The 21,843-nt window shown below is 71.0% G+C and carries 17 protein-coding genes; 7 read left to right on the top strand and 10 right to left on the bottom strand.

Annotated elements, in window-relative coordinates; translation table 11 throughout:
* Positions 1 to 83: 83 nt before the first annotated feature.
* The 3 genes from ACIBB8_RS02505 to ACIBB8_RS02495 all read right to left on the bottom strand — a co-directional run bounded on the left by ACIBB8_RS02505 (position 84) and on the right by ACIBB8_RS02495 (position 7,568).
* Positions 84 to 1,544: a glutamate synthase subunit beta gene (locus ACIBB8_RS02505; protein WP_398948551.1), complete on the bottom strand. Its 1,461-nt coding sequence runs from the start codon at positions 1,542 to 1,544 to the stop codon at positions 84 to 86.
* Positions 1,537 to 6,123, bottom strand: coding sequence for a glutamate synthase large subunit (gltB, locus tag ACIBB8_RS02500; protein WP_398948549.1), 4,587 nt, complete (start codon positions 6,121 to 6,123; stop codon positions 1,537 to 1,539). Before gltB ends, ACIBB8_RS02505 begins: the two co-directional genes overlap by 8 nt.
* A gap of 710 nt (positions 6,124 to 6,833) precedes the next feature.
* A complete protein-coding gene (locus ACIBB8_RS02495; RefSeq protein WP_398948547.1) occupies positions 6,834 to 7,568 on the bottom strand; it encodes a VIT1/CCC1 transporter family protein in 735 nt (244 codons plus the stop codon).
* Between the two features lie 261 nt (positions 7,569 to 7,829).
* Here ACIBB8_RS02495 and ACIBB8_RS02490 point away from each other — a divergent pair, with 261 nt between their 5' ends.
* Genes ACIBB8_RS02490 through ACIBB8_RS02460 form a run of 7 tightly spaced genes read left to right on the top strand, consistent with a single transcriptional unit; the run spans position 7,830 to position 15,709 of the window.
* On the top strand, positions 7,830 to 9,050 hold the full coding sequence (locus tag ACIBB8_RS02490) for an ADP-ribosylglycohydrolase family protein (RefSeq protein ID WP_398948722.1): 1,221 nt from the start codon (positions 7,830 to 7,832) through the stop codon (positions 9,048 to 9,050).
* Complete coding sequence (locus tag ACIBB8_RS02485) at positions 9,047 to 10,312, top strand: ADP-ribosylglycohydrolase family protein (protein ID WP_398948545.1); 1,266 nt, start codon at positions 9,047 to 9,049, stop codon at positions 10,310 to 10,312. Before ACIBB8_RS02490 ends, ACIBB8_RS02485 begins: the two co-directional genes overlap by 4 nt.
* The gene (locus tag ACIBB8_RS02480; RefSeq protein WP_398948721.1) at positions 10,251 to 11,441 is read left to right on the top strand and encodes an ADP-ribosylglycohydrolase family protein; all 1,191 of its coding nucleotides are present in this window, start codon (positions 10,251 to 10,253) and stop codon (positions 11,439 to 11,441) included. The genes ACIBB8_RS02485 and ACIBB8_RS02480 overlap by 62 nt, the downstream gene beginning before the upstream one ends.
* Complete coding sequence (locus ACIBB8_RS02475) at positions 11,438 to 12,814, top strand: ADP-ribosylglycohydrolase family protein (protein WP_398948543.1); 1,377 nt, start codon at positions 11,438 to 11,440, stop codon at positions 12,812 to 12,814. Before ACIBB8_RS02480 ends, ACIBB8_RS02475 begins: the two co-directional genes overlap by 4 nt.
* Complete coding sequence (rbsK, locus tag ACIBB8_RS02470; protein WP_398948541.1) at positions 12,811 to 13,695, top strand: ribokinase; 885 nt, start codon at positions 12,811 to 12,813, stop codon at positions 13,693 to 13,695. The genes ACIBB8_RS02475 and rbsK overlap by 4 nt, the downstream gene beginning before the upstream one ends.
* Positions 13,692 to 14,891 carry a CaiB/BaiF CoA transferase family protein gene (locus tag ACIBB8_RS02465; RefSeq protein WP_398948539.1) on the top strand — a complete coding sequence of 400 codons (1,200 nt, stop codon included), beginning with the start codon at positions 13,692 to 13,694 and terminating at the stop codon, positions 14,889 to 14,891. The genes rbsK and ACIBB8_RS02465 overlap by 4 nt, the downstream gene beginning before the upstream one ends.
* Positions 14,888 to 15,709 carry an HpcH/HpaI aldolase/citrate lyase family protein gene (locus tag ACIBB8_RS02460; RefSeq protein ID WP_398948538.1) on the top strand — a complete coding sequence of 274 codons (822 nt, stop codon included), beginning with the start codon at positions 14,888 to 14,890 and terminating at the stop codon, positions 15,707 to 15,709. Before ACIBB8_RS02465 ends, ACIBB8_RS02460 begins: the two co-directional genes overlap by 4 nt.
* Positions 15,710 to 15,832: 123 nt before the next feature.
* Here ACIBB8_RS02460 and lgt read toward each other — a convergent pair whose 3' ends face one another.
* The 7 genes from lgt to ACIBB8_RS02425 form a co-directional block, all read right to left on the bottom strand.
* Positions 15,833 to 16,798: a prolipoprotein diacylglyceryl transferase gene (lgt, locus tag ACIBB8_RS02455; protein ID WP_398948537.1), complete on the bottom strand. Its 966-nt coding sequence runs from the start codon at positions 16,796 to 16,798 to the stop codon at positions 15,833 to 15,835.
* Positions 16,799 to 16,975: 177 nt separating this feature from the next.
* The gene (locus ACIBB8_RS02450) at positions 16,976 to 17,803 is read right to left on the bottom strand and encodes a thioredoxin domain-containing protein (RefSeq protein ID WP_398948536.1); all 828 of its coding nucleotides are present in this window, start codon (positions 17,801 to 17,803) and stop codon (positions 16,976 to 16,978) included.
* A gap of 76 nt (positions 17,804 to 17,879) precedes the next feature.
* Positions 17,880 to 18,692: a tryptophan synthase subunit alpha gene (gene trpA / locus ACIBB8_RS02445; RefSeq protein ID WP_398948534.1), complete on the bottom strand. Its 813-nt coding sequence runs from the start codon at positions 18,690 to 18,692 to the stop codon at positions 17,880 to 17,882.
* On the bottom strand, positions 18,689 to 19,975 hold the full coding sequence (gene trpB / locus ACIBB8_RS02440) for a tryptophan synthase subunit beta (RefSeq protein WP_398948533.1): 1,287 nt from the start codon (positions 19,973 to 19,975) through the stop codon (positions 18,689 to 18,691). Before trpB ends, trpA begins: the two co-directional genes overlap by 4 nt.
* A gap of 134 nt (positions 19,976 to 20,109) precedes the next feature.
* On the bottom strand, positions 20,110 to 20,328 hold the full coding sequence (trpM, locus tag ACIBB8_RS02435; RefSeq protein WP_266986747.1) for a tryptophan biosynthesis modulator TrpM: 219 nt from the start codon (positions 20,326 to 20,328) through the stop codon (positions 20,110 to 20,112).
* 8 nt (positions 20,329 to 20,336) lie between these two features.
* Entirely contained in the window at positions 20,337 to 21,146 is an 810-nt protein-coding gene (trpC, locus tag ACIBB8_RS02430; protein WP_358857986.1) for an indole-3-glycerol phosphate synthase TrpC, read from the bottom strand.
* Between the two features lie 115 nt (positions 21,147 to 21,261).
* On the bottom strand, positions 21,262 to 21,705 hold the full coding sequence (locus ACIBB8_RS02425; RefSeq protein WP_398948720.1) for a DUF2752 domain-containing protein: 444 nt from the start codon (positions 21,703 to 21,705) through the stop codon (positions 21,262 to 21,264).
* Positions 21,706 to 21,843 lie beyond the last annotated feature (138 nt).

Raw genomic sequence — 21,843 nt, 5'->3', positions numbered from 1 at the left:
TCGGGGACGGGCAGGCGCCGCGTTCAGTTCCGTACGCCTTTGTACGGGACGGCTGTTGTGGTGATGCGTACTGCTGGTGGTGCTCAGACCATCAGGGAACGGTCTGTCGGGCGGATCGGGGCCGGCAGTGCGCTGGCCCCGGTCAGGAAGCGGTCCACGCCACGCGCCGCAGAGCGGCCCTCGGCGATGGCCCACACGATGAGGGACTGGCCGCGCCCCGCGTCACCGGCGACGAACACACCGTCGACATTGGTGGCGTAGTCGCCGTCGCGCGCGACGTTGCCGCGCCCGTCGAGCTCCAGGCCGAACTGCTGGACGAGACCGTTGGCCTGGTCGGTACCGGTGAAGCCCATGGCCAGGGTGACCAGCTGCGCGGGGATCCGCCGCTCCGTACCGGGCTTCTGCTCCAACTTACCGTCCTTGAATTCCACCTCGACAAGGTGCAGTGCCTGGACGTTGCCGTCCTCGTCGCCCTCGAAGTGGGTGGTGGAGACGGAGTAGACCCGCTCGCCGCCCTCCTCGTGCGCCGAGGTGACCTTGTACAGCATCGGGAAGGTCGGCCAGGGCTGGTTGGCGTTCCGCTCCTCGCCCGGCTTCGGCATGATCTCCAGCTGGGTGACGGAGGCCGCGCCCTGACGGTGAGCGGTGCCGACGCAGTCGGCGCCGGTGTCGCCGCCGCCGATGACGACGACGTGCTTGCCCTCGGCGCTGATCGGGGAGACCGTCAGGTCGCCTTCCTGCACCTTGTTGGCGAGCGGCAGGTACTCCATCGCGAAGTGCACGCCGTTCAGCTCACGGCCCGGGACGGGCAGGTCGCGGGAGACGGTGGCACCGGCGGCGATGACGACCGCGTCGTAGCGGCGGCGGAGCTTGGCCGCATCGATGTCCCTGCCGATCTCCACCTCCGTACGGAACTTGGTGCCTTCCGCGCGCATCTGCTCGATGCGGCGGTTGATGTGCGACTTCTCCATCTTGAACTCGGGGATGCCGTACCGGAGAAGGCCTCCGATGCGGTCCGCGCGCTCGTAGACGGCGACCGTGTGGCCGGCCCGGGTCAGCTGCTGGGCGGCGGCGAGACCCGCCGGACCCGAGCCGATGACCGCGACCGTCTTGCCGGAGAGGCGCTCGGGCGGCTGCGGCGTGACGTCGCCGCTCTCCCACGCCTTGTCGATGATCGAGACTTCGACGTTCTTGATGGTGACGGCCGGCTGGTTGATGCCGAGCACGCACGCCGACTCGCAGGGAGCCGGGCACAGCCGCCCGGTGAACTCCGGGAAGTTGTTCGTGGCGTGCAGGCGCTCGGACGCGGCCGCCCAGTCCTCGCGGTAGGCGTAGTCGTTCCACTCGGGGATGAGGTTCCCCAGCGGGCAGCCGTTGTGGCAGAACGGGATGCCGCAGTCCATGCAGCGGCCCGCCTGCTTGCTGATGATCGGGAGCAGCGAGCCCCGAACGTAGACCTCGTTCCAGTCCTTGACGCGTTCGCCCGCAGGGCGGGTCTTGGCGACCTCGCGCCCGGTGGTCAGGAAGCCCTTGGGGTCAGCCATGGGTCGCCGCCTCCATCATCTTCTCGGTGGTCTCCTGCTCGGAGAGACCGGCGAGCTCAGCGGCTTCCTTGGCGGCGAGCACTGCCTTGTAGGTGGACGGGATGATCTTGCTGAAGCGGGAGACACCGCCGTCGGCGCTGTCCCACTCGGCAAGCAGCTTCTCGGCGACCGTGGACCCGGTCTCCTCCCGGTGGCGGCGCACGACGTCGTGCAGCCACTGCTTGTCGCTGTCGGAGAGCGCCTCGATCGCACCGAGGTTGCCGACGTTGACGTTGTCGCGGTCCAGATCGATGACGTACGCGACACCGCCCGACATACCGGCGGCGAAGTTGCGTCCGGTCTCGCCGAGGACGACGGCGTGACCGCCGGTCATGTACTCGCAGCCGTGGTCGCCCACGCCTTCGGAGACGACCGTCGCGCCGGAGTTGCGGACGCAGAACCGCTCACCGGTGCGGCCGCGCAGGAACAGCTCGCCGCCGGTGGCGCCGTAGGCGATGGTGTTGCCCGCGATGGTGGAGTACTCGGCGAGGTGCTCGGCGCCGCGGTCCGGGCGGACGATGACGCGGCCGCCGGAGAGGCCCTTGCCCACGTAGTCGTTGGCGTCGCCCTCCAGTCGCAGCGTCACACCGCTCGGCACGAACGCGCCGAACGACTGGCCGGCGGAGCCGGTGAAGGTGATGTCGATGGTGTCCTGCGGCAGACCCGCGCCGCCGAACTTCTTCGTCACCTCGTGGCCGAGCATCGTACCGACGGTCCGGTTGATGTTCCGGATCGCGATCTGGGCCCGGACGGGCTGGGCGGCCTCGGCAGTATTCGCGTTCAGGGCGTCGGCGGCGAGCTTGATCAGCTCGTTGTCGAGGGCCTTGTCGAGACCGTGGTCCTGCTCGATCAGCTGGTGGCGGACCGCACCCTCGGGCAGCTCCGGGACGTGGAAGAGGGGCTCCAGGTCGAGGCCCTGCGCCTTCCAGTGCGTGATCGCACGGTCGGTGTCCAGCAGCTCGGCGTGGCCGACGGCCTCTTCGATCGTACGGAAGCCGAGCTCGGCGAGGAGCTCGCGGACTTCCTGGGCGATGAACTCGAAGAAGTTGACGAGGTATTCGGCCTTGCCGGAGAACCGCTCGCGCAGGACCGGGTTCTGGGTGGCGATGCCGACCGGGCAGGTGTCGAGGTGGCAGACCCGCATCATGACGCAGCCGGAGACGACGAGCGGCGCGGTCGCGAAACCGAACTCCTCGGCGCCCAGCAGCGCGGCGATGATGACGTCGCGGCCGGTCTTCAGCTGGCCGTCGGTCTGCACGACGATGCGGTCGCGCAGGCCGTTGAGCAGCAGGGTCTGCTGCGTCTCGGCGAGGCCGAGCTCCCAGGGGCCGCCCGCGTGCTTCAGCGAGGTGAGCGGGGAGGCGCCTGTTCCGCCGTCGTGGCCGGAGATCAGGACGACGTCCGCGTGCGCCTTGGAGACACCCGCGGCGACCGTGCCGACGCCGACCTCCGAGACCAGCTTCACGTGGATGCGGGCCGCCGGGTTGGCGTTCTTGAGGTCGTGGATCAGCTGAGCCAGGTCCTCGATGGAGTAGATGTCGTGGTGCGGCGGTGGGGAGATCAGACCGACACCCGGGGTGGAGTGCCGGGTCTTGGCGACCCACGGGTAGACCTTGTGGCCGGGCAGCTGGCCGCCCTCGCCGGGCTTGGCACCTTGCGCCATCTTGATCTGGATGTCGTCCGCGTTGACCAGGTACTCGCTGGTCACACCGAAGCGGCCGGAGGCGACCTGCTTGATGGACGAGCGGCGCGCCGGGTCGTACAGCCGGTCGGCATCCTCGCCGCCCTCACCGGTGTTGGACTTGCCGCCCAGCTGGTTCATGGCGATGGCGAGGGTCTCGTGCGCCTCGCGGGAGATCGAGCCGTACGACATGGCGCCGGTCGAGAACCGCCTGACGATGTCGGAGACGGACTCGACCTCGTCGATGGAGATCGCCTCGCGGTCCGACTTGCCGTTCTCATGTGTCTTGAGGGCGAACAGGCCGCGGAGCGTCATGAGGCGCTCGGACTGCTCGTTCACCCGGTCCGTGTACTTCTTGAAGATGTCGTACCGCTTGCTGCGCGTGGCGTGCTGCAGGCGGAAGACCGTCTCCGGGTCGAAGAGGTGCGGCTCGCCCTCGCGGCGCCACTGGTACTCGCCGCCGATCTCCAGCGCGCGGTGCGAGGCGGAGATGCCGGAGGCGGGGTACGCCTTGGCGTGCCGGGCGGCGACCTCCTCGGCGACGACGTCGAGTCCGGCGCCGCCGATCTTGGTGGCGGTGCCGTTGAAGTACTTCGCGACGAAGGCCGCGTCCAGGCCGACGGCCTCGAAGACCTGCGCGCCGCGGTAGGAGGCGACGGTGGAGATGCCCATCTTGGACATGACCTTCAGGACGCCCTTGCCGAGCGCGTAGATCAGGTTCCGGATGGCCTTCCCGGGCTCGGTGCCCTCGATGAACGTGCCGGCCCGGACCAGGTCCTCGACGGACTCCATCGCCAGGTACGGGTTGACCGCGGCGGCGCCGTAACCGATCAGCAGCGCGACGTGGTGGACCTCGCGGACGTCCCCGGCCTCGACCAGCAGACCCACCTGGGTGCGCTGCTTGGTGCGGATGAGGTGGTGGTGGACGGCCGAGGTGAGCAGCAGCGACGGGATCGGCGCGTGCTCGGCGTCGGAGTGCCGGTCGGACAGGACGATCAGGCGGGCGCCGTTCTCTATGGCGGCGTCGACCTCGCTGCAGATCTGCTCGATCCGCGCGGCGAGAGCCTCACCGCCGCCGCTGACCCGGTAGAGACCGGAGAGCGTGGCGGCCTTCATGCCCGGCATGTCGCCATCGGCATTGATGTGTATCAGCTTGGCCAGCTCGTCGTTGTCGATCACCGGGAACGGCAGCGTGACGCTGCGGCACGACGCGGCGGTCGGCTCCAGCAGATTGCCCTGCGGGCCGAGCGTGGAGCGCAGCGAGGTGACGAGCTCCTCGCGGATGGCGTCCAGCGGCGGGTTGGTGACCTGCGCGAACAGCTGGGTGAAGTAGTCGAAGAGCAGCCTGGGGCGCTCGGACAGGGCGGCGATCGGCGAGTCCGTACCCATGGAGCCGAGCGGCTCGCCGGCGGTGCGGGCCATCGGCGCGAGGATGACGCGGAGCTCTTCCTCGGTGTAGCCGAAGGTCTGCTGGCGGCGGGTGACGGAGGCGTGCGTGTGCACGATGTGTTCGCGCTCGGGGAGATCCTCGAGCTCGATCTCGCCGGTCTCCAGCCACTCCTGGTAGGGCTGCTCGGCGGCGAGGCCCGCCTTGATCTCGTCGTCCTCGATGATGCGGCCCTCGGCGGTGTCGACGAGGAACATCTTGCCGGGCTGCAGGCGGCCCTTGCGGACCACCTTCGCGGGGTCGATGTCCAGGACCCCGACCTCGGAGGAAAGGACGACGAGGCCGTCGTCGGTGACCCAGTAACGGCCCGGGCGCAGACCGTTGCGGTCGAGGACCGCGCCGACCTGGGTGCCGTCGGTGAAGGTGACGCAGGCCGGGCCGTCCCAGGGCTCCATCATCGTGGAGTGGTACTGGTAGAAGGCGCGGCGGGCTGGGTCCATGGAGTCGTGGTTCTCCCACGCCTCGGGGACCATCATCAGCACCGAGTGCGGCAGCGAGCGGCCGCCGAGGTGGAGCAGCTCCAGGACCTCGTCGAATGAGGCGGAGTCGGAGGCGTCCGGGGTGCAGACGGGGAAGATCCGGTCGAGCTGCTCCGTACCGAAGAGGCTCGACGCGAGCTGGGACTCGCGGGCCCTCATCCAGTTGCGGTTGCCCTTGACCGTGTTGATCTCGCCGTTGTGCGCGACGAAGCGGTACGGGTGGGCGAGCGGCCAGCTCGGGAACGTGTTCGTGGAGAAACGGGAGTGGACCAGCGCGACCGTGGTGGCGAAGCGGCGGTCGGAGAGGTCCGGGAAGAACGGCTCCAGCTGCCCGGTAGTGAGCATGCCCTTGTAGACGATCGTGCGGGCGGAGAGCGAGGGGAAGTACACCCCGGTCTCACGCTCGGCGCGCTTGCGCAGCACGAAGGCCTTGCGGTCGAGCACGATGCCGGCGCTCTCACCGTCCGCGACGAAGAGCTGACGGAACTCGGGCATGGTGGCGCGGGCGCCGCTGCCGAGGAGGTCAGGACTGACCGGGACCTCACGCCAGCCGAGGACCTTGAGGCCCTCCTCGGCGGCGATCTTCTCAAGCTTCTGGACGGCCTCGGTGGAGTCGTCCGCGGGCAGAAAGGCGATACCGACGGCGTAGGCACCGGCCTCCGGGAGGTCGAAGGGGACCTCTGCGCGGAGGAAGGTGTCGGGCACCTGGAGCAGGATTCCGGCGCCGTCACCCGAGTCGGGCTCGGATCCGGTGGCGCCGCGGTGTTCGAGGTTGCGCAGTACGGTAAGCGCCTGCTCGACCAGCTCATGGCTGGCCACACCGGTCAGAGTGGCCACGAACCCGACGCCACAGGCGTCGTGCTCGTTACGGGGGTCATACATCCCCTGCTGGGCGGGGCGACCGTCCATGGGCGACCAGGCGTCGGAACGCATCGGCTCTCCCGTCGTCGTCGTGGCATATGCAGTGCCGAGGGACGACGTTGGCCCTCTGCGAAATTTCATGCAGGTTTACATAATGGGGCGCTTCTCAAGAAGCGGAAAGGCTGTTCCAACATGCGGACACCGCTCGCGGAGCGGCGGGGGTTTGGGTCGCAGTCGGAGGATCGGCGCCCGGGGAGACCGCAGAGAGCAGGCGTCGTTGCCTGCGGTGTCTACGGCTCATGCCCGGCGGCAAAGGAATCGAAACCGCCGAGTAACGGCTACTTATGTGGAGCCTTGTATAGGGACTCATTTTACGTCTGCGGCGGGGTTCCGCCCAGAGGCGGTGGCCAAGACGTACGTCACACGAATGGCGCCCGGGTCACCGGCATGATCTACGCGCACACCCCGGACCGTCCACGCGCAAGGCCGGACAGGCGCCACAGCCGATCCCGCCCGGCCTGCGAGGGCTTATTGCGAGCAAAACGACGAACGCAGGCCCGGTCGCACCCCCCTGCGGGGCGAATGGGTCTCCCCTGCTCGAGCGAAGCCGAGAGCTTGGCGAAGACCGACGGCAGCGCCGCATAGGTGCGTGCCCAACCCCGCGAGCCCAGCATGATCCGAACGAGCGACCCCAAGGGCTGTCCCGTATTACCTGCCGGGTCGGACAGCCCTCAGACCGACCGGCACATGGGAGGCGGCGTCCCCCATGTGCCGGGTCGGTCTCAGCTCCCGACGGCCACGCCGAACACCATGCCCAGCCCGTACGTGACCGCCGCAGCCGTACCACCGAGCACCAGCTGCCGCAGCCCGCTGAACCACCAACTGCGCGCCGTCACCCTGGCCACCACCGCGCCGCAGCCGAAGAGCCCGATGAGCGCCAGCAGCACCGCGGGCCACAGGGCGTGCGCTCCGAGCAGATACGGCAGTACGGGCAGCAGCGCACCCAGCGCGAACGCGCCGAACGACGACACAGCGGCGACGAGCGGCGACGGCAGATCGCCCGGGTCGATGCCGAGCTCCTCGCGGGCGTGTATTTCCAGGGCCTGCTCAGGATCGCGGGACAGCTGCCGGGCGACCTCGCGGGCGAGTCCGGGCTCGACACCGCGGGACTCGTACAGCGCGGCGAGCTCTTCCATCTCGTCCACCGGGTGCTTGCGCAATTCGCGGCGCTCGACATCGAGTTCGGCCTCGACGAGCTCTCGTTGCGAAGCGACGGAGGTGTACTCGCCGGCCGCCATGGAGAACGCACCGGCGGCCAGGCCCGCCAGACCGGTGATCACGAGCGTCTGCTGGGACACCGAGCCGCCCGCGACGCCGGTCATCAGCGCGAGGTTGGAGACGAGCCCGTCCATCGCGCCGAAGACCGCCGGGCGCAGCCAGCCGCCGTTGACATCACGGTGGGTGTGGTTGTCACGATGCGCCTCATGCAGGACGGCGTCGGTCTCGATGATGGACACAACTCTCCCCTTCTCCGGCAGCGGGATTCACTCGCTCCGCCCCCTCAACACCATCGAAAGTACGCACGAAAAGAGCACCCCGCCAGCAAGCCAGGCCGTACTTACCTGCCCTCTGACCAGGTAAGTACGGCCTGCCTCAGGAGAGGGGCCTCGTCATCCGACTGGACCTTTTGTCACGCTTATCGGCCTTTGTCGGGTCTCCGCGTGGCACAGATCGGACAGGTACGAGAACTGGCTCGGTACGAGCGAAGGGTCGACGCGATGGAGTCGATTGCGGGCAATCCGGCAGAGCGGCGGACGCGCCGTACGAGCGCGGGCGGAACGAACGCGGGCAGTGCGGGCGCAGGCGGTGCGGGGGAGGCCGCCCGGCGCGACGCGGACACACCCGGCACGGGCCGATCAGCCCATGCGGACCTCGCGGACGATGCCGAGCGCCTCGACCGGGCCGACCGGGCCCGCGGCGCCCTCCTGGGGCTCGCCGTGGGTGACGCCCTGGGCGCACCGGCGGAGAACCTGCGGCCGTCCGAGATCCGCCGACGCTGGGGCCGGATCGAGGGCTTCGTCAGCGACGACCCGGCAGGCACCGATGACACGGAGTACGCGATCTTCTCCGGGCTGCTGCTCGCCCGGCACGGTTCGGCGCTGACCGTCACCCAGGTCGAGCGGGCCTGGCACCTGTGGATCGCCGACCTGGACGAGGGGCCGTTCCGCGGCGCCGGGTTCAGCGAGCGCGGCACGCTGGAGAACCTGCGCCGGGGTCTCGCCGCTCCGATCTCCGCCCAGCACCGGCACGCCTGGAGCGACGGACTCGCGATGCGGGCGGCGCCGTTCGGCGTGTTCGCGGCGGGCCGGCCCGCGGAGGCCGCGCGCCTGGTCGCGGTCGACGGCCGGGTCAGCCACGACGGCGAGGGCATCTACGGCGGCCAGGCGGTGGCGGCCGGGGTGGCCGCCGCGATGGTCGGTGCGGGGGTCGCGTCCGTGATCGCGGCCGCGCTGTCCGTCGTACCGATGGACTCCTGGACGGCGCGCTCGCTGCGCCGCGCGGTGGCGGCCGCCCAGCGCGCGTATCCCGACCGCCTCACCACGGAGCGGGCCGTGCGCTCCGCGGTGGTGGTCGGCGGATATCCATGGACGGATCTGGCTCCGGAGGCGGTCGGCCTGGCGTTCGGCGCGTTCGCGGCGGCGCGTGGCGATTTCCGTACGGCGGTGCTGACCGCGGTCAACATGGGCCGTGACGCGGACACGACGGCGGCCGTGGCGGGAGCGCTGGCCGGGGCACTGCACGGGGTGTCCGCGATCCCGCGGATCTGGGGCGAGGCGATCGGACCGGTCCGGGGCAGCTGTCTGCCGTCGATGCGGGGTTACCACGTCCTGGACATCGCGGAGTTGCTCACCCCGGACGAGGCGGACCCGATGGGCGGGACCGGCAAGGCGGGCGGGGCAGTCGGCAACGCAGGCGAACCGGCGGTGGTGGTGTCATGACCATTGCTCGCAACACTCACCGCACCAGCGACTCCGCCTCCCTCCCTGCCCGGCCCCTGCCGGGGCGCCGCGCCCGGATCGAGGGACTGCTCCTCGGGCTCGCCTCGGGGGATGCCGCGGGGTGGCCCGCCGCGCGCCACCGGGCGGCCCGGATGCCGGAGTGGACCCGGCGCCTCACCCGAGAGCTCGACACCTTCGCCGAGCAGAACGCCACCACCACCCTGCCCGTACCGATCGCCCTCAACCAGCCACCCGAGCCGCTGCAGCTCGGGCCGTCGGACGATGCCGAATGGGCCGCGTTCGCCGCCGGTACCGTGCTCGCCTCGGAGGCGGCGTCGCTGCACCACCTCTCCCCCGAGCGCCGGATGCAGGCCGCCATCGACCTCTCCTGGAACGCACTGGCCGCTGAGGTCGCCGCGGCTGCCGCGCAGGCGCCGGAGGTCGAGTCGGCGGTGCTCCCCCTGCGCGCCCGGATCTCGGTCCGGGCGGGGCTCGGCAATCTCGCCGCCGGGCTGCGGCCGCCCGCCACCGGCCACGACAACCCGCACTATTTCGACGACGCGGCCTGTGTCCGGGCCGCCGTGCTGGCGGTCGTCCACCCCGGCGAGCCCGGACCCGCCGCCGAACTCGCCGAGTTCGATGCCCGATACACCCAGGACGGCGACGGTGTGCACGGTGCCCGTGCGATGGCCGCCGCGATCGCCGAAGCGCTGGGCGGGGCCGATGTCGACGCCGTGGTGAACGCCGCACTCGCCCAGCTCCCCGACGGCACCGAGATCGCCCGCAATGCCGCCCACGCCGTCCGGATCGCCCGGGACTTCGTCGGCGAGGCGGCGGGCGCCTTCGCGCTCGTACCGGTGCTGGAGCATCAGATCGTCGATCACGTGTACAGCTACGGGATCGCCGCCGCCGAGACCGTGCCGGTCGCGCTCGCCCTCGCCACCGCTGCCCGGGGCGAGATCGCCCAGGCCATTCCGGCGGCGGCCTGTCTATCGCGGGTCGCGGACTCGGCACCCGCCCTGGCCGGTGCGCTGACCGGCGCGCTCGGCGGTATCGCCGCCGTCCCGGACGGCTGGCGCGAGGCCTGCCGCACCCTTGCCGGGTGTGCGCTGCCCCGACTCGCGGGCACGGATCTCATCGAACTCGCCGGGTTGCTGACAGACACGGAACCAGTCCCTCCGGGTGGACAATTCGGACATGATGCCCATGAAGCTCATGACGCCTCCAGGGAACAGACCACCCACCGCGCTCGCCCTCGATGAACGGATCAGCGGCGCCCTCGTCGGCGCCGCCGTCGGCGACGCGCTCGGCGGCCCGGTCGAAGGCCGGTCCGCCGAGCAGATTGCCGAACGCCACGGCGGCCGGGTCACCGGCATCGTCGGCCCGTGGGACGGCGACGACTGGCGCACCGCCCGCCCCATCGCCCCGTACTACAAGGGCGACGGGCACGTCACCGACGACACCTTGATGACCCATGCGCTGGTACGGGTGTACGGCGCCGTACGGGACCATCTCGACGCGTACTCCGTGGCCGACCACCTCGTACCGGAGCTGATCGCGAACCCCCGCTGGATTCCGGAGCTGCAGGCCGAGGCGCTGCCACTGCAACGGGTCTTCCTCGCCGAGAAGTGGATCGTCGCCCGGCTGCACTACGGCCATGTCGATCCGCGCGAGGCGGGCTCCGGAAACATCGTGAACTGTGGTGCGGCGATGTACATGGCGCCGGTGGGACTGGTCAACGCCGCGCATCCGCGGGCCGCGTACGCCGAGGCGCTGGACCTCGCGGGCGCCCATCAGTCGTCGTACGGGAGGGAGGCGGCCGGGGTCTTCGCGGCGGCCGTCGCCGCCGCCTGCGCCCCGGACGCGACGCCCGCCAACGTCGTCGACACCTGCCTGTCGCTCGCCAAGGACGGAACCCGGGCCGCCATCGAGGCCGTGTGCGAAGTGGCCGTCCAGCACCAGGACTTCGAGACGGCGCTGGCACCACTGCGTGCCGCGGTGGCCCCCTTCGACACCGTCGGACCCGACTACCGCTCCCCGTCCCTCGGCGCCCGCCGACCGTCCCGGCTGCATGCCATCGAGGAGCTCCCGATCGCCCTCGGAATGCTGCTCGTCGCGGACGGCGACTACCGGCACGCGGTGCTCGGATCGGTGAACTACGGCCGCGACTGCGACTCGATCGCCACGATGAGCGGCGCGCTCGCGGGCGCGCTGCACGGTGAAGCGGCGATCCCCGCCACCTGGGTGAAAACGGTGGCGGAGGCCAGCCGCCTCGATCTGCACGCACCGGCGCGGACGCTGACGGACGTCGCCCGCGAGGTGTTCGGACGGGACACCGCCCGGCGGCGTGCGCACGAGGCGGCGTTCGCGACACTGGCAGGCACGCCATGACCGTGCGGGTCACCTGGGTGCAGCCCGAGGACCTGATCGGGCACGAGCTGCGCCAGGCGGCCGAGGACGGCCGGGACGCGCGGCACATCGAGCGCCGGTGGTACGCGGCGGGCGGCGCGCCCGCCCCGGAGCGCGCGGGCGCATCGAAATCCCCCGCGCCACCCGCCCTGCGCGCGCTCGCCGGGCGCCTGCTCGACGAACTCGCCGGGCTCACCTCGCCGCTGCATGTCGACGAGCCGACGGATCTCGCCGCGATCCGGGCGGCCTGCCCGTACTGGCCGGCGCCCCGCACGGACCCTCCACCGGCCGGTACCGCCCCGCTGGAGGCGGCATGGCTGGGGCGTGCGGCCGGCTGCCTGCTCGGCAAACCCGTCGAGAAGCTGCCCCTCGCGGGGATCCGTGCGCTGGCCCGGGCCACCGGGAACTGGCCGCTCAGCACCTGGTTCACGGCGAAGGGTCTGCCCGCCGGACTGGCAGCCGCCCACCCCTGGAACCGTCGCTCCGCACCCACCTCGCTCGCCGAGAACATCGACGGGATGCCGGAGGACGACGACCTCAACCACCCGCTCCTGACACTGCTGTTGATCCAGCGTCACGGGCCATCGTTCGGTACCGCCGATCTCGCCCGGCTCTGGCTCGACGAACTCCCCGCCGGCCGTACGTTCACCGCAGAGCGGGTCGCGTACCGCAATCTGCTCGATGGCATCGAACCGCCGGACACCGCCCGGCACCGCAACCCGTTCCGGGAGTGGATCGGCGCCCGGATCCGCGCCGACGTGCACGGCTGGACCCACCCCGGCGACCCGGCTGCCGCCGCCGAGCAGGCACACCGGGACGCGGTCCTCACACACACCGGCAACGGTGTGTACGGGGCGATGTTCACCGCCGCGGCGCTCGCCGTGGCGGCCGGTGGCGACGCGGATGTGCACGGCTGTCTGCAGGCCGGTCTGCGCGTCGTGCCGCCCCGCTCGCGGTTTGCGCACGCGGTCCGCACCGGGATCGACGCGGCCCGCGGTGAGGAGGACTTCGACGAGGTCGTCGACCGGTTGCACGCCGAATTCGGCACGTACCACTGGGTCCATGTACTGCCCAACGCCGCGCTGCTCGCCGCCGCCCTCACCCACGCCGACGGCGACTTCTCCGACTCCATCTGCCGTGCGGTGGCGGGTGGTTGGGACACCGACTCGAACGGCGCGACTGCCGGCTCGCTGACCGGTCTGCTGGCCGGCCGGCCCGAGGCGCTGCCTGGCCGATGGACCACCCCGCTGGGGAACCGGCTCGCCACGTCCGTTCCCGGATTCGACTCCATCGGCTTCGACGCACTCGCCGAAATGACCCACCGGCTCATCCACGAGGAGGCACGCCGCCCATGACCGGCATCGCGGTGCTCGGCAGCACCAATATGGACCTTGTCGCCTACGTCGCACGGGCTCCGCAGCGCGGAGAGACCGTCACCGGACGGGAGTTCCGCACCGTCCCCGGTGGCAAGGGCGCGAACCAGGCCGTCGCCGCCGCCCGCGCGGGCGGCGACGTGATGATGATCGGCGCGGTCGGTGACGACGCCTACGGGGCGCAGCTGCGGTCCGCACTGGAGCACGCGGGCGTGGACACCGACCTGCTGCACACCGCGGAGGGCCCCAGCGGCACCGCGCACATCGTCGTCGACGACGCGGGCGGCAACTCGATCGTGGTGATCCCCGGCGCCAACGGCACCGTCACCTCCCTCGGCCCCGAGGAGAAGGCCGCCATCGCGGGTGCCGACCTGCTGCTCCTGCAGCTGGAACTGCCGCTGTCCACGGTGCTGGAAGGGGCGCGGGTCGCCCATGCGCAGGGCGTACGGACGATTCTCACCCCCTCCCCCGTGCAATCGCTGCCGGACGAACTCTTCGACGCCATCGATCTCCTGATTCCCAATGAGCACGAGGCCGCCGCGCTCTCCGGGCACTCCGAACCCCACGCGGCGGCGGACGTCCTGCTCCGGCAGGTCCCCGAGGTCGTCATCACGCTCGGCGCGACGGGCTGCCTGTACGCGTCCCGGGGCAGCGAAAAGATCCACTTTCCCGCGCCCGAGGTCACCGCCGTGGACACCACCGGCGCCGGGGACACCTTCGTCGGCACGCTCGCCGTGGCGCTCGGCGAGGGGCGTGCCGTGCCGGAGGCGCTGGCCTGGGCGTCGTCGGCCGCCGCGCTCTGTGTGCAGAAGCCGGGTGCCTCGACCTCCATGCCGTACCGCAGCGAGATCGACGCCGCATGACCGCGCCCGGGGAAGCGCCCCTCACCGGTTTGCAGGTCCTCGACCTCGCCACGCTCTTCGCGGGCCCCCTCGCGGCCACCATGCTCGGCGACTTCGGCGCCGAGGTGATCAAGGTCGAACATCCGCGCAGGCCCGATCCGTCGCGCGGACACGGCCCGGCGAAGGACGGCATCGGCCTGTGGTGGAAACTGCTCGGCCGCAACAAACGCAATCTGACCCTCGACCTCTCCGCTCCCGGCGGACGCGACGTCCTGCTGCGGCTGGCCGCGTCCACCGACGTGATCATCGAGAACTTCCGGCCGGGGACGCTGGAACGGTGGGGCATCGGCTGGGAGGAGCTGCACGCCGTCAACCCGCGGCTGGTGCTCACCCGGGTCACCGGCTTCGGCCAGTTCGGCCCGTACGCGCACCGGGCCGGCTTCGGCACCCTCGCCGAGGCCATGAGCGGGTTCGCCGCGATCACCGGGGAGCCGGACGGGCCGCCGACCCTGCCGCCCTTCGGGCTCGCCGACTCGATCGCGGCACTCGCCACTGCGTACGCCGTGATGACGGCGCTGGCCGGGCGGGACCGCACCGGGAAGGGGCAGGTCGTCGACATGGCGATCATCGAGCCGATCCTGACCGTGCTCGGCCCGCAGCCGATCTGGTACGACCAGCTCGGATACGTCCAGGAACGCACCGGTAACCGCTCGCGCAACAACGCCCCGCGCAATACGTACCGCACGTCCGACGGTCAGTGGGTCGCCGTGTCCACGTCCGCCCAGTCGATCGCCGAACGGGTGATGCATCTGGTCGGCCGCGCGGAACTGATCGACGAGCCGTGGTTCGCCTCCGGTGCCACCCGCGCCGACCACTCCGACGAACTCGACGAGGCGGTCGGCGCCTGGATCGCCCGGCACACCCGCGACGACGCGATCTCCGCCTTCGAGAAGGCGGAGGCAGCCATCGCGCCGATCCATGACATCCGGGACGTGATGGATGACCCGCAGTACGGGGCCCTGGACTCCATCACCGAGGTCCCCGACCCGGAGCTGGGCCCGCTGCGTATGCAGAACGTCCTCTTCCGGCTGTCCGGGACCCCGGGGGCGATCCGCTGGGCGGGCCGGCCGCACGGCGCGGACACCGACGAGATCCTCACCGGGCTCGGTCTGACCGATCCGGATATCGCCGCACTGCGAGCGGGGAGCGTGCTGTGACGGCGGCTGCAGCGGTGCCTCTGACCTGGCTGTACGCCCCCGGGGACCGGCCGGACGTGGTGCGCAAGGCGCGCGACTCGGGCGCGGACGTGGTGATCGTCGACCTGGAGGACGCGGTCGCGCCGGACCGCAAGGCGTATGCACGGTCCGCCACTGCCGAACTCCTCGCCGAACCGCTCGCCGGCACGGACGGTGTGCCGATGCACGTCCGGGTCCACACGGAAACCGACATCCTGGCCCTGGCCGGACTGCCCGGCCTGGCCGAACTGCGGCTGCCCAAGATCACGCATGCCACGACCGTCCATCACATCGCGGCTCTGGCGCCCGGCGTCGCGCTCTGTCCGCTGCTGGAGTCGGCGCTCGGCATCGAGCACGCGTACGCGATCGCGGCGTCCCACCCCCAGGTCCGCTCCATCGCCATCGGCGAGATCGATCTCCGGGCCGATCTGGGCGTACGGGACGACATGGGCCTGGACTGGTCGCGCAGCCGGGTGGTGGTCGCCGCCCGCGCGGCGGGGCTCGCCCCGCCGACCCAGTCGGTGTTCCCGGACGTCCTGGACCTGGACGGGCTGTGGCAGTCCTGCGTGCACGGGAGGGGGCTGGGGTTCGTCGGCCGGGCGGCGATCCACCCCCGGCAGCTGCCGGTCATCGAACGGGCATTCCGGCCGACGGCGGAGGAGATCGAGGCGGCGCAGGAGATCGTGGCGGCGGCACTGACGGACGCGGGTGCGCTGGCGCTGCCGGACGGCCGCTTCGTGGACGCGGCGGTGGTGGCCTCGGCCCGCCGGACGCTGGCGCTGGCGGAACGGGTGGGGTGACGGCGGTAAATCCAGCCTCCCCGGCGATCGAGGAGCGGGGGTCCGGGCGCACAGACCCCGGTGGGGGAACAGCGAAAGGCCCCGAGCCGTTCGGTTCGGGGCCTTTCGTACAGTTGGGTGGCGTCAGGCTTTCTTCGCTGCCTCTGCGGTGCCGTTCTTCTCCGGCACCTCGGCATCGGGCGCCTTCGCATCGCCGACGCCGTCGCCGTCACGGTCCGCGTCACCGGCGGCATCCGCGGCGGGCGCCGTGTCCTCGACGCCCTCGGTGTCCTCGACCGCTCCCGGCTCGACGACCTCCTCGCGCCCCGGCCGTACCTTCGCCGAGATCACCATGTACGTCACCGCCAGGACGAACACGATGAGCGCGGTCCACACGTTCAGGCGCAGGCCCAGGATGTGGTGCGCCTCGTCGACCCGCAGGTACTCGATCCAGGCGCGACCCGCGCAGTACGCCGCGACGTACAGCGCGAAGGCCCGTCCGTGTCCGAGCTTGAAGCGGCGGTCAGCCCAGATCACCAGCAGGGCGACGCCCACGCACCACAGCGACTCGTACAGGAACGTCGGGTGGTACGTTCCGGCGACCCGGTTGGGACCTTCGCTGATCTTCAGTGCCCACGGCAGATCCGTCGGCTTGCCGTACAGCTCCTGGTTGAACCAGTTGCCCCAGCGGCCGAACGCCTGGGCGATGGCGATGCAGGGGGCGAGCGCGTCGGCCCAGGCGGGCAGCGGGATCCCTCGACGGCGGCAGCCGATCCAGGCGCCGACCGCCCCGAGCGCGATCGCGCCCCAGATACCGAGGCCTCCCTGCCAGATCTTGAAGGCGTTGACCCAGTTCTCACCGTCGCCGAAGTACAGCTGGTAGTCGGTGATGACGTGGTAGAGCCGGCCGCCGACAAGACCGAAGGGCACGGCCCAGACGGCGATGTCGGCGACCGTACCGGCTCTGCCGCCCCGGGCGATCCAGCGCTTGTTGCCGAGCCAGACGGCGACAAACACACCGATGATGATGCAGAACGCGTAGCCGCGAAGCGGGATCGGGCCGAGATTGATCACGCCGGTCGACGGGCTGGGAATGTAGGCAAGGTCCATGGCAGGGTCGACGCTACCTTGCCGGGCGGGAGGTGCGGCAACCCGCCCGACAACTTCTGGGTAACGAGCCGGTCATCCATTCCCCACCCGGCCGACCCGGAGCCGACGTCCGCGGGGTGCCTCAGAGCTTGTCGGGTGACCTTCGCCCGATCAGAGGTCGCCCGACAGGCTCTCAGCTCAGGAAACGGACGGCGACGGGGTGACCTTCGCCGGCTGCTTGCCCTTGTTCGCCTCGGCGACCCACTTCTTCAGGTTCGCCACGGTGATCGGTTCGTTCCCCTTCTTCGGGAAGATCGATTCACCGTTGAGGAGCGCGGTCGGCGTGCCCGTGAATCCACCGTTCTGGAACGCGGCGTTGGACTTCTGGACCCAGGTGTTGTGCGTGCCATCCTCCACGCAACCGCGGAAGGCGGGCGTGTCGAGGCCCGGGACCTTGCCCGCCAGGTCGATCAGCTTGCTGCTCTTACCGAAGGCGTCGTCGGTCTCCGGCGGCTGATTGCGGTAGAGGACGTCGTGGTACGCGGAGAACTTCCCGACGTCCTGTGCGCAGGCGGCCGCATTGGCCGCGTCCAGCGACCCGGTGCCGCCGAGGTTGCCGTCGATGAGCGTGGCCAGGTGGTACTGGACCTTGATCTGTCCGGTGTTTTCCAGCTCGTGGATCGTTTCCCGGAACGCATTCTCGAACTGGGCACAGACCGGACAGCGGAAGTCCTCCCAGACCGTGAGCGTGGACGGGGCGTCGTCCGCACCCACCTGGATGACCAGGCTGTCCTTGCCGGTCGCCCCGGACGGTGCGACCGCAGGCCCCGACTCGCTCGCTTTGTTGCCCTTGCCCCCCGAATTCGCGGCGATCACGCCGATGACCGCTGCCAGCGCCAGCACACCCACCACGGCGGCCGAGACGATCAGCGTGCGTCGGCGGCGCTCGCGCGCCTTCTCCTGCTCGCGCTGCTGGACAAGCCGGTCGCGCGCGGGCCTTTTTCCCTCTTGGTTCTTCTCGCTCACACCCGCAGCAACGAAGCGGGGAGGCACGTGCGTGCCTCCCCGGCCCCAGGTCCACCCGTATGGATTACACCCGATGTCAGCGCTTTCGAACGCCTTCGGCCAATTCGCCCGCCAATGAGCGGACCGCGGCGAGACCGGATGCCTCGTCGGGGGCGTCCAGGATCCGCTTGACGAAGGCGGAGCCGACGATCACCCCGTCGGCGAAGACGGCGACCTCGGCGGCCTGCCGGGCGTTGGAGACGCCGAGGCCGACACAGACCGGGAGCTCGGTCGTGGCGCGGGTGCGCCGGACCACGTCCTGCGCCTGCTCGCCGACCGATTCGCGGGTGCCGGTGACCCCCATCAGTGACGCCGCGTAGACGAAACCGGAGCCGGCCGCGGTGATGGCGGTGAGGCGCTCGTCCTTGCTGCTCGGTGCGACGACGAAGACGGTCGCGAGACCGTGCTTGTCGGCGTGCTCGCGCCACACCGAGGACTCCTGGACCGGCAGGTCGGGCAGGATGCACCCGGCGCCGCCCGCCTCGGCGAGTTCGGCGGTGAACCGCTCGATGCCGTACCGGTCGATGGGGTTCCAGTACGTCATGACAAGGATCGGGACGCCGGTCGCCTCGTACGCCTCGCGGACCGTACGCATCACGTCGGCGATCTTCACGCCGCCGCGCAGAGCGATGTCGTCGGCGGTCTGGATGACCGGCCCGTCGAGCACGGGGTCGCTGTGCGGCAGCCCCACCTCGACGACATCGGCGCCACCGGCGACGACGGCCTTGACGGCCTCGATGCCGCCGTCCACCGTCGGGAACCCGGCCGGCAGGTAGGCGATGAGCGCGGCACGGTCCTCCGCCTTGGCGGCGGCGAGGGTGGCACTCAACAGCTCGATGTTGCCACTCACCTGGCGTCCTCCTCGATCTCGGCGTCGCCGTTCCCCGCGTCCGCCTCGACGGTCGCGTCCGCGTCGTACAACCCGAAGTAGCGGGCCGCCGTGTCCATGTCCTTGTCGCCACGGCCGGACAGGTTGACCACGAGCAGCCCGTCCTTGCCGAGCTCCTTGCCGACCTCCAGGGCTCCGGCCAGCGCGTGGGCGCTCTCGATGGCCGGGATGATCCCTTCGGTACGGGAGAGCAGCAGCAGCGCCTGCATGGCGGCGCCGTCGGTGACCGCGCGGTACTCGCCGCGGCCGATGTCCTTGAGGTACGCGTGCTCGGGGCCGATGCCCGGGTAGTCCAGACCGGCCGAGATGGAGTACGGCTCGGTGATCTGGCCCTCGTCGTCCTGGAGGACGTAACTGCGCGAGCCGTGCAGGATGCCGGGCTCGCCCGCGGTCAGGGTCGCCGCGTGCTCGCCGGTCTCCACGCCGTGTCCGGCGGGCTCGCAGCCGATCAGCCGGACGTGCGCGTCCGGGATGAAGGCGTGGAACAGGCCGATGGCGTTGGAGCCGCCGCCGACACAGGCGATCGCGGCGTCCGGCAGCCGGCCGGTCCGTTCCAGGATCTGCCGTCGGGCCTCGACGCCGATGACGCGGTGGAAGTCGCGGACCATCGCCGGGAAGGGGTGCGGGCCCGCGACCGTACCGAAGAGGTAGTGGGTGCGGTCCACATTGGCGACCCAGTCGCGGAACGCCTCGTTGATGGCGTCCTTGAGCGTGCGGGAGCCGGATTTCACGGCGACGACCTCGGCGCCGAGCATCCGCATCCGCGCCACGTTCAGTGCCTGCCGCTCGGTGTCGATCTCCCCCATGTAGATGGTGCATTCGAGGCCGAAAAGGGCGCACGCGGTCGCGGTGGCGACGCCGTGCTGGCCTGCGCCGGTCTCGGCGATGACCCGGGTCTTGCCCATGCGCTTGGTGAGCAGCGCCTGGCCCAGCACGTTGTTGATCTTGTGTGAGCCGGTGTGGTTCAGGTCCTCGCGCTTGAGGAAGATCCGGGCGCCACCCGCGTGCTCGGCGAAGCGCGGCACCTCGGTCAGCGCACTGGGCCGGCCGGTGTAGTTGACCATGAGCTCATTGAGCTCGGCAGCGAAGGCCGGGTCGGCCTTGGCCTTGTCGTACTCGACGGCGACCTCGTCCACGGCGGCGACGAGCGCCTCCGGGATGAACTTGCCGCCGAACGCGCCGAAGTAGCCCTCGGCGCTGGGAATCAGACCCTCGGGGTCCGGAATGAAGAAGTCAGATGACATCCGACGTGCTCCTCGTCATGGCAACGGGTGGGTTCACCGTATGCGCCGTCGGCAGAGCGCCGCCGCGACCGGAACGGTCGGACGGTTCGGTCGTACGTACGAGAGGGTGGTGCGAGTACGTCGGCCGGGGCTCGCTACAGCGCGGTCCCCGTGCGCCATCGCATGCCGTTGACCTGGCCGGGCTCGTCGCCGATCACGTACCGCACCCGCCGTCCGTGCACGCGGCGCGCGGGGGCGCGGCAGCCGCGGGGGCGGCAACCGCGCGCCAGCGGTGCGTGCGGGTCCCGGGCAGCCGTCACCATGGCCAGGCGCAGGCGCGGCCGGGTGCGGGGCAGGGGACGGTCGGCGGACATGGTGCGGGTCAGCCCCGTCCGTGCCGCAGGGCCGGGTGGGCGCCCGCGGCGACCAGGTCGGCGACTGCGGTCCGCGGGTCGCGGCCGGTGACCAGGGACTCGCCGACGAGTACGGCGTCGGCGCCGGCGTTGGCGTAGGCGATGAGGTCGTGCGGGCCGCGGACGCCGGACTCGGCGACCTTGACGATGCCCGCCGGGATCTCGGGGGCGACCCGCTCGAAGGTGGAGCGGTCGACCTTGAGGTCCTTCAGATTGCGCGCGTTGACACCGATGATCTTCGCTCCGGCGTCGACGGCGCGCTCCGCCTCCTCCTCGTCGTGCGCCTCGACCAGCGGCGTGAGGCCGATGGACTCGGCGCGCTCGATCAGGGAGACGAGGGCCTCCTGGTCGAGGGCGGCGACGATCAGCAGGGCGAGGTCGGCGCCGTAGGCGCGGGCCTCCCAGAGCTGGTAGGAGGTGACGATGAAGTCCTTGCGCAGGATCGGGATGTCGACCTTGGCGCGGACGGCCTCCAGGTCGGCGAGCGAACCGCCGAAACGGCGCTCCTCGGTGAGGACGGAGATGACGGACGCGCCACCGGCCTCGTAGTCCGCGGCGAGTGCGGCCGGGTCGGCGATCGCCGCGAGGGCTCCTTTGGAGGGGCTGGAGCGCTTGACCTCACAGATGACGGTCACGCCCTCGCCGCGCAGGGCGGCGACTCCGTCCTTGGCCGCCGGAGCGCGCGCCGCGCGTTCCTTGAGCTCGTCGAGGCTGACACGCGCCTGCCGCTCTGCGAGGTCGGCGCGGACGCCGTCGATGATCTCGTCGAGCACACTCACGCGAGCGGCCCCCTTCCGGGACGGTGATGAGGGAACAGGATCAGCCATCTCGATGGTATCCGCAGGAGGGCCGAGGGCCCGCATCCGGCCGCCGAATGTCCCACTGGCTGGGCATTCACGGCGCCAGTACTGATCCGAACGGCAGATTCCGAACAACGGTGAAGATCAGCAGCACGGCGCCGATCCCCCACCAGTAGGCCGGTGCGAGGTTGATCCGTACGGGCATTCCTCTGCTCGCGCGGACGATCCAGACCACCCAGACGGCAGCGAAGATCGCGTAGCCGACGACGGCGAGGGCATTGGAGCCGAAGGCGGCGGCGATATCGCCGTGGGCAACGGCGTGGGCGCTGCGCAGCCCGCCGCAGCCGGGGCAGAACAGGCCGGTGACCTGCAGCATCGGGCAGACCGGGTAGTGGCCCGGCTGGTTGGGGTCGACGGCGCCGACGTAGCCGAAAGCCGCGATGACGGCGCCCATGACCGCCACCGGGGTGGCAAGCCGCCGGAGGGGTGACGCGGGCACGGGTGCCGGCGGGAAGGCCGGCGCCGGCTGACCGGGCACCGGCACGAAGGCCTGCGCGGGCTGTCGACCGGAGGGGCCCGGTGCGTCTGCGGGAGAAGGCGAGGCGTCCACCCGGTGATTGTCCCCGCTCACGCGAAAAGGCGCAGCCCGGCCCGGGCTGCGCCTTTCACGATGTTC

The sequence above is a fragment of the Streptomyces sp. NPDC051286 genome, from assembly GCF_044455345.1.
Lineage (GTDB): Bacteria > Actinomycetota > Actinomycetes > Streptomycetales > Streptomycetaceae > Streptomyces.
Note: the sequence above shows the minus strand (reverse complement) of the source record. Positions and strands in the feature narration are given on the sequence as shown.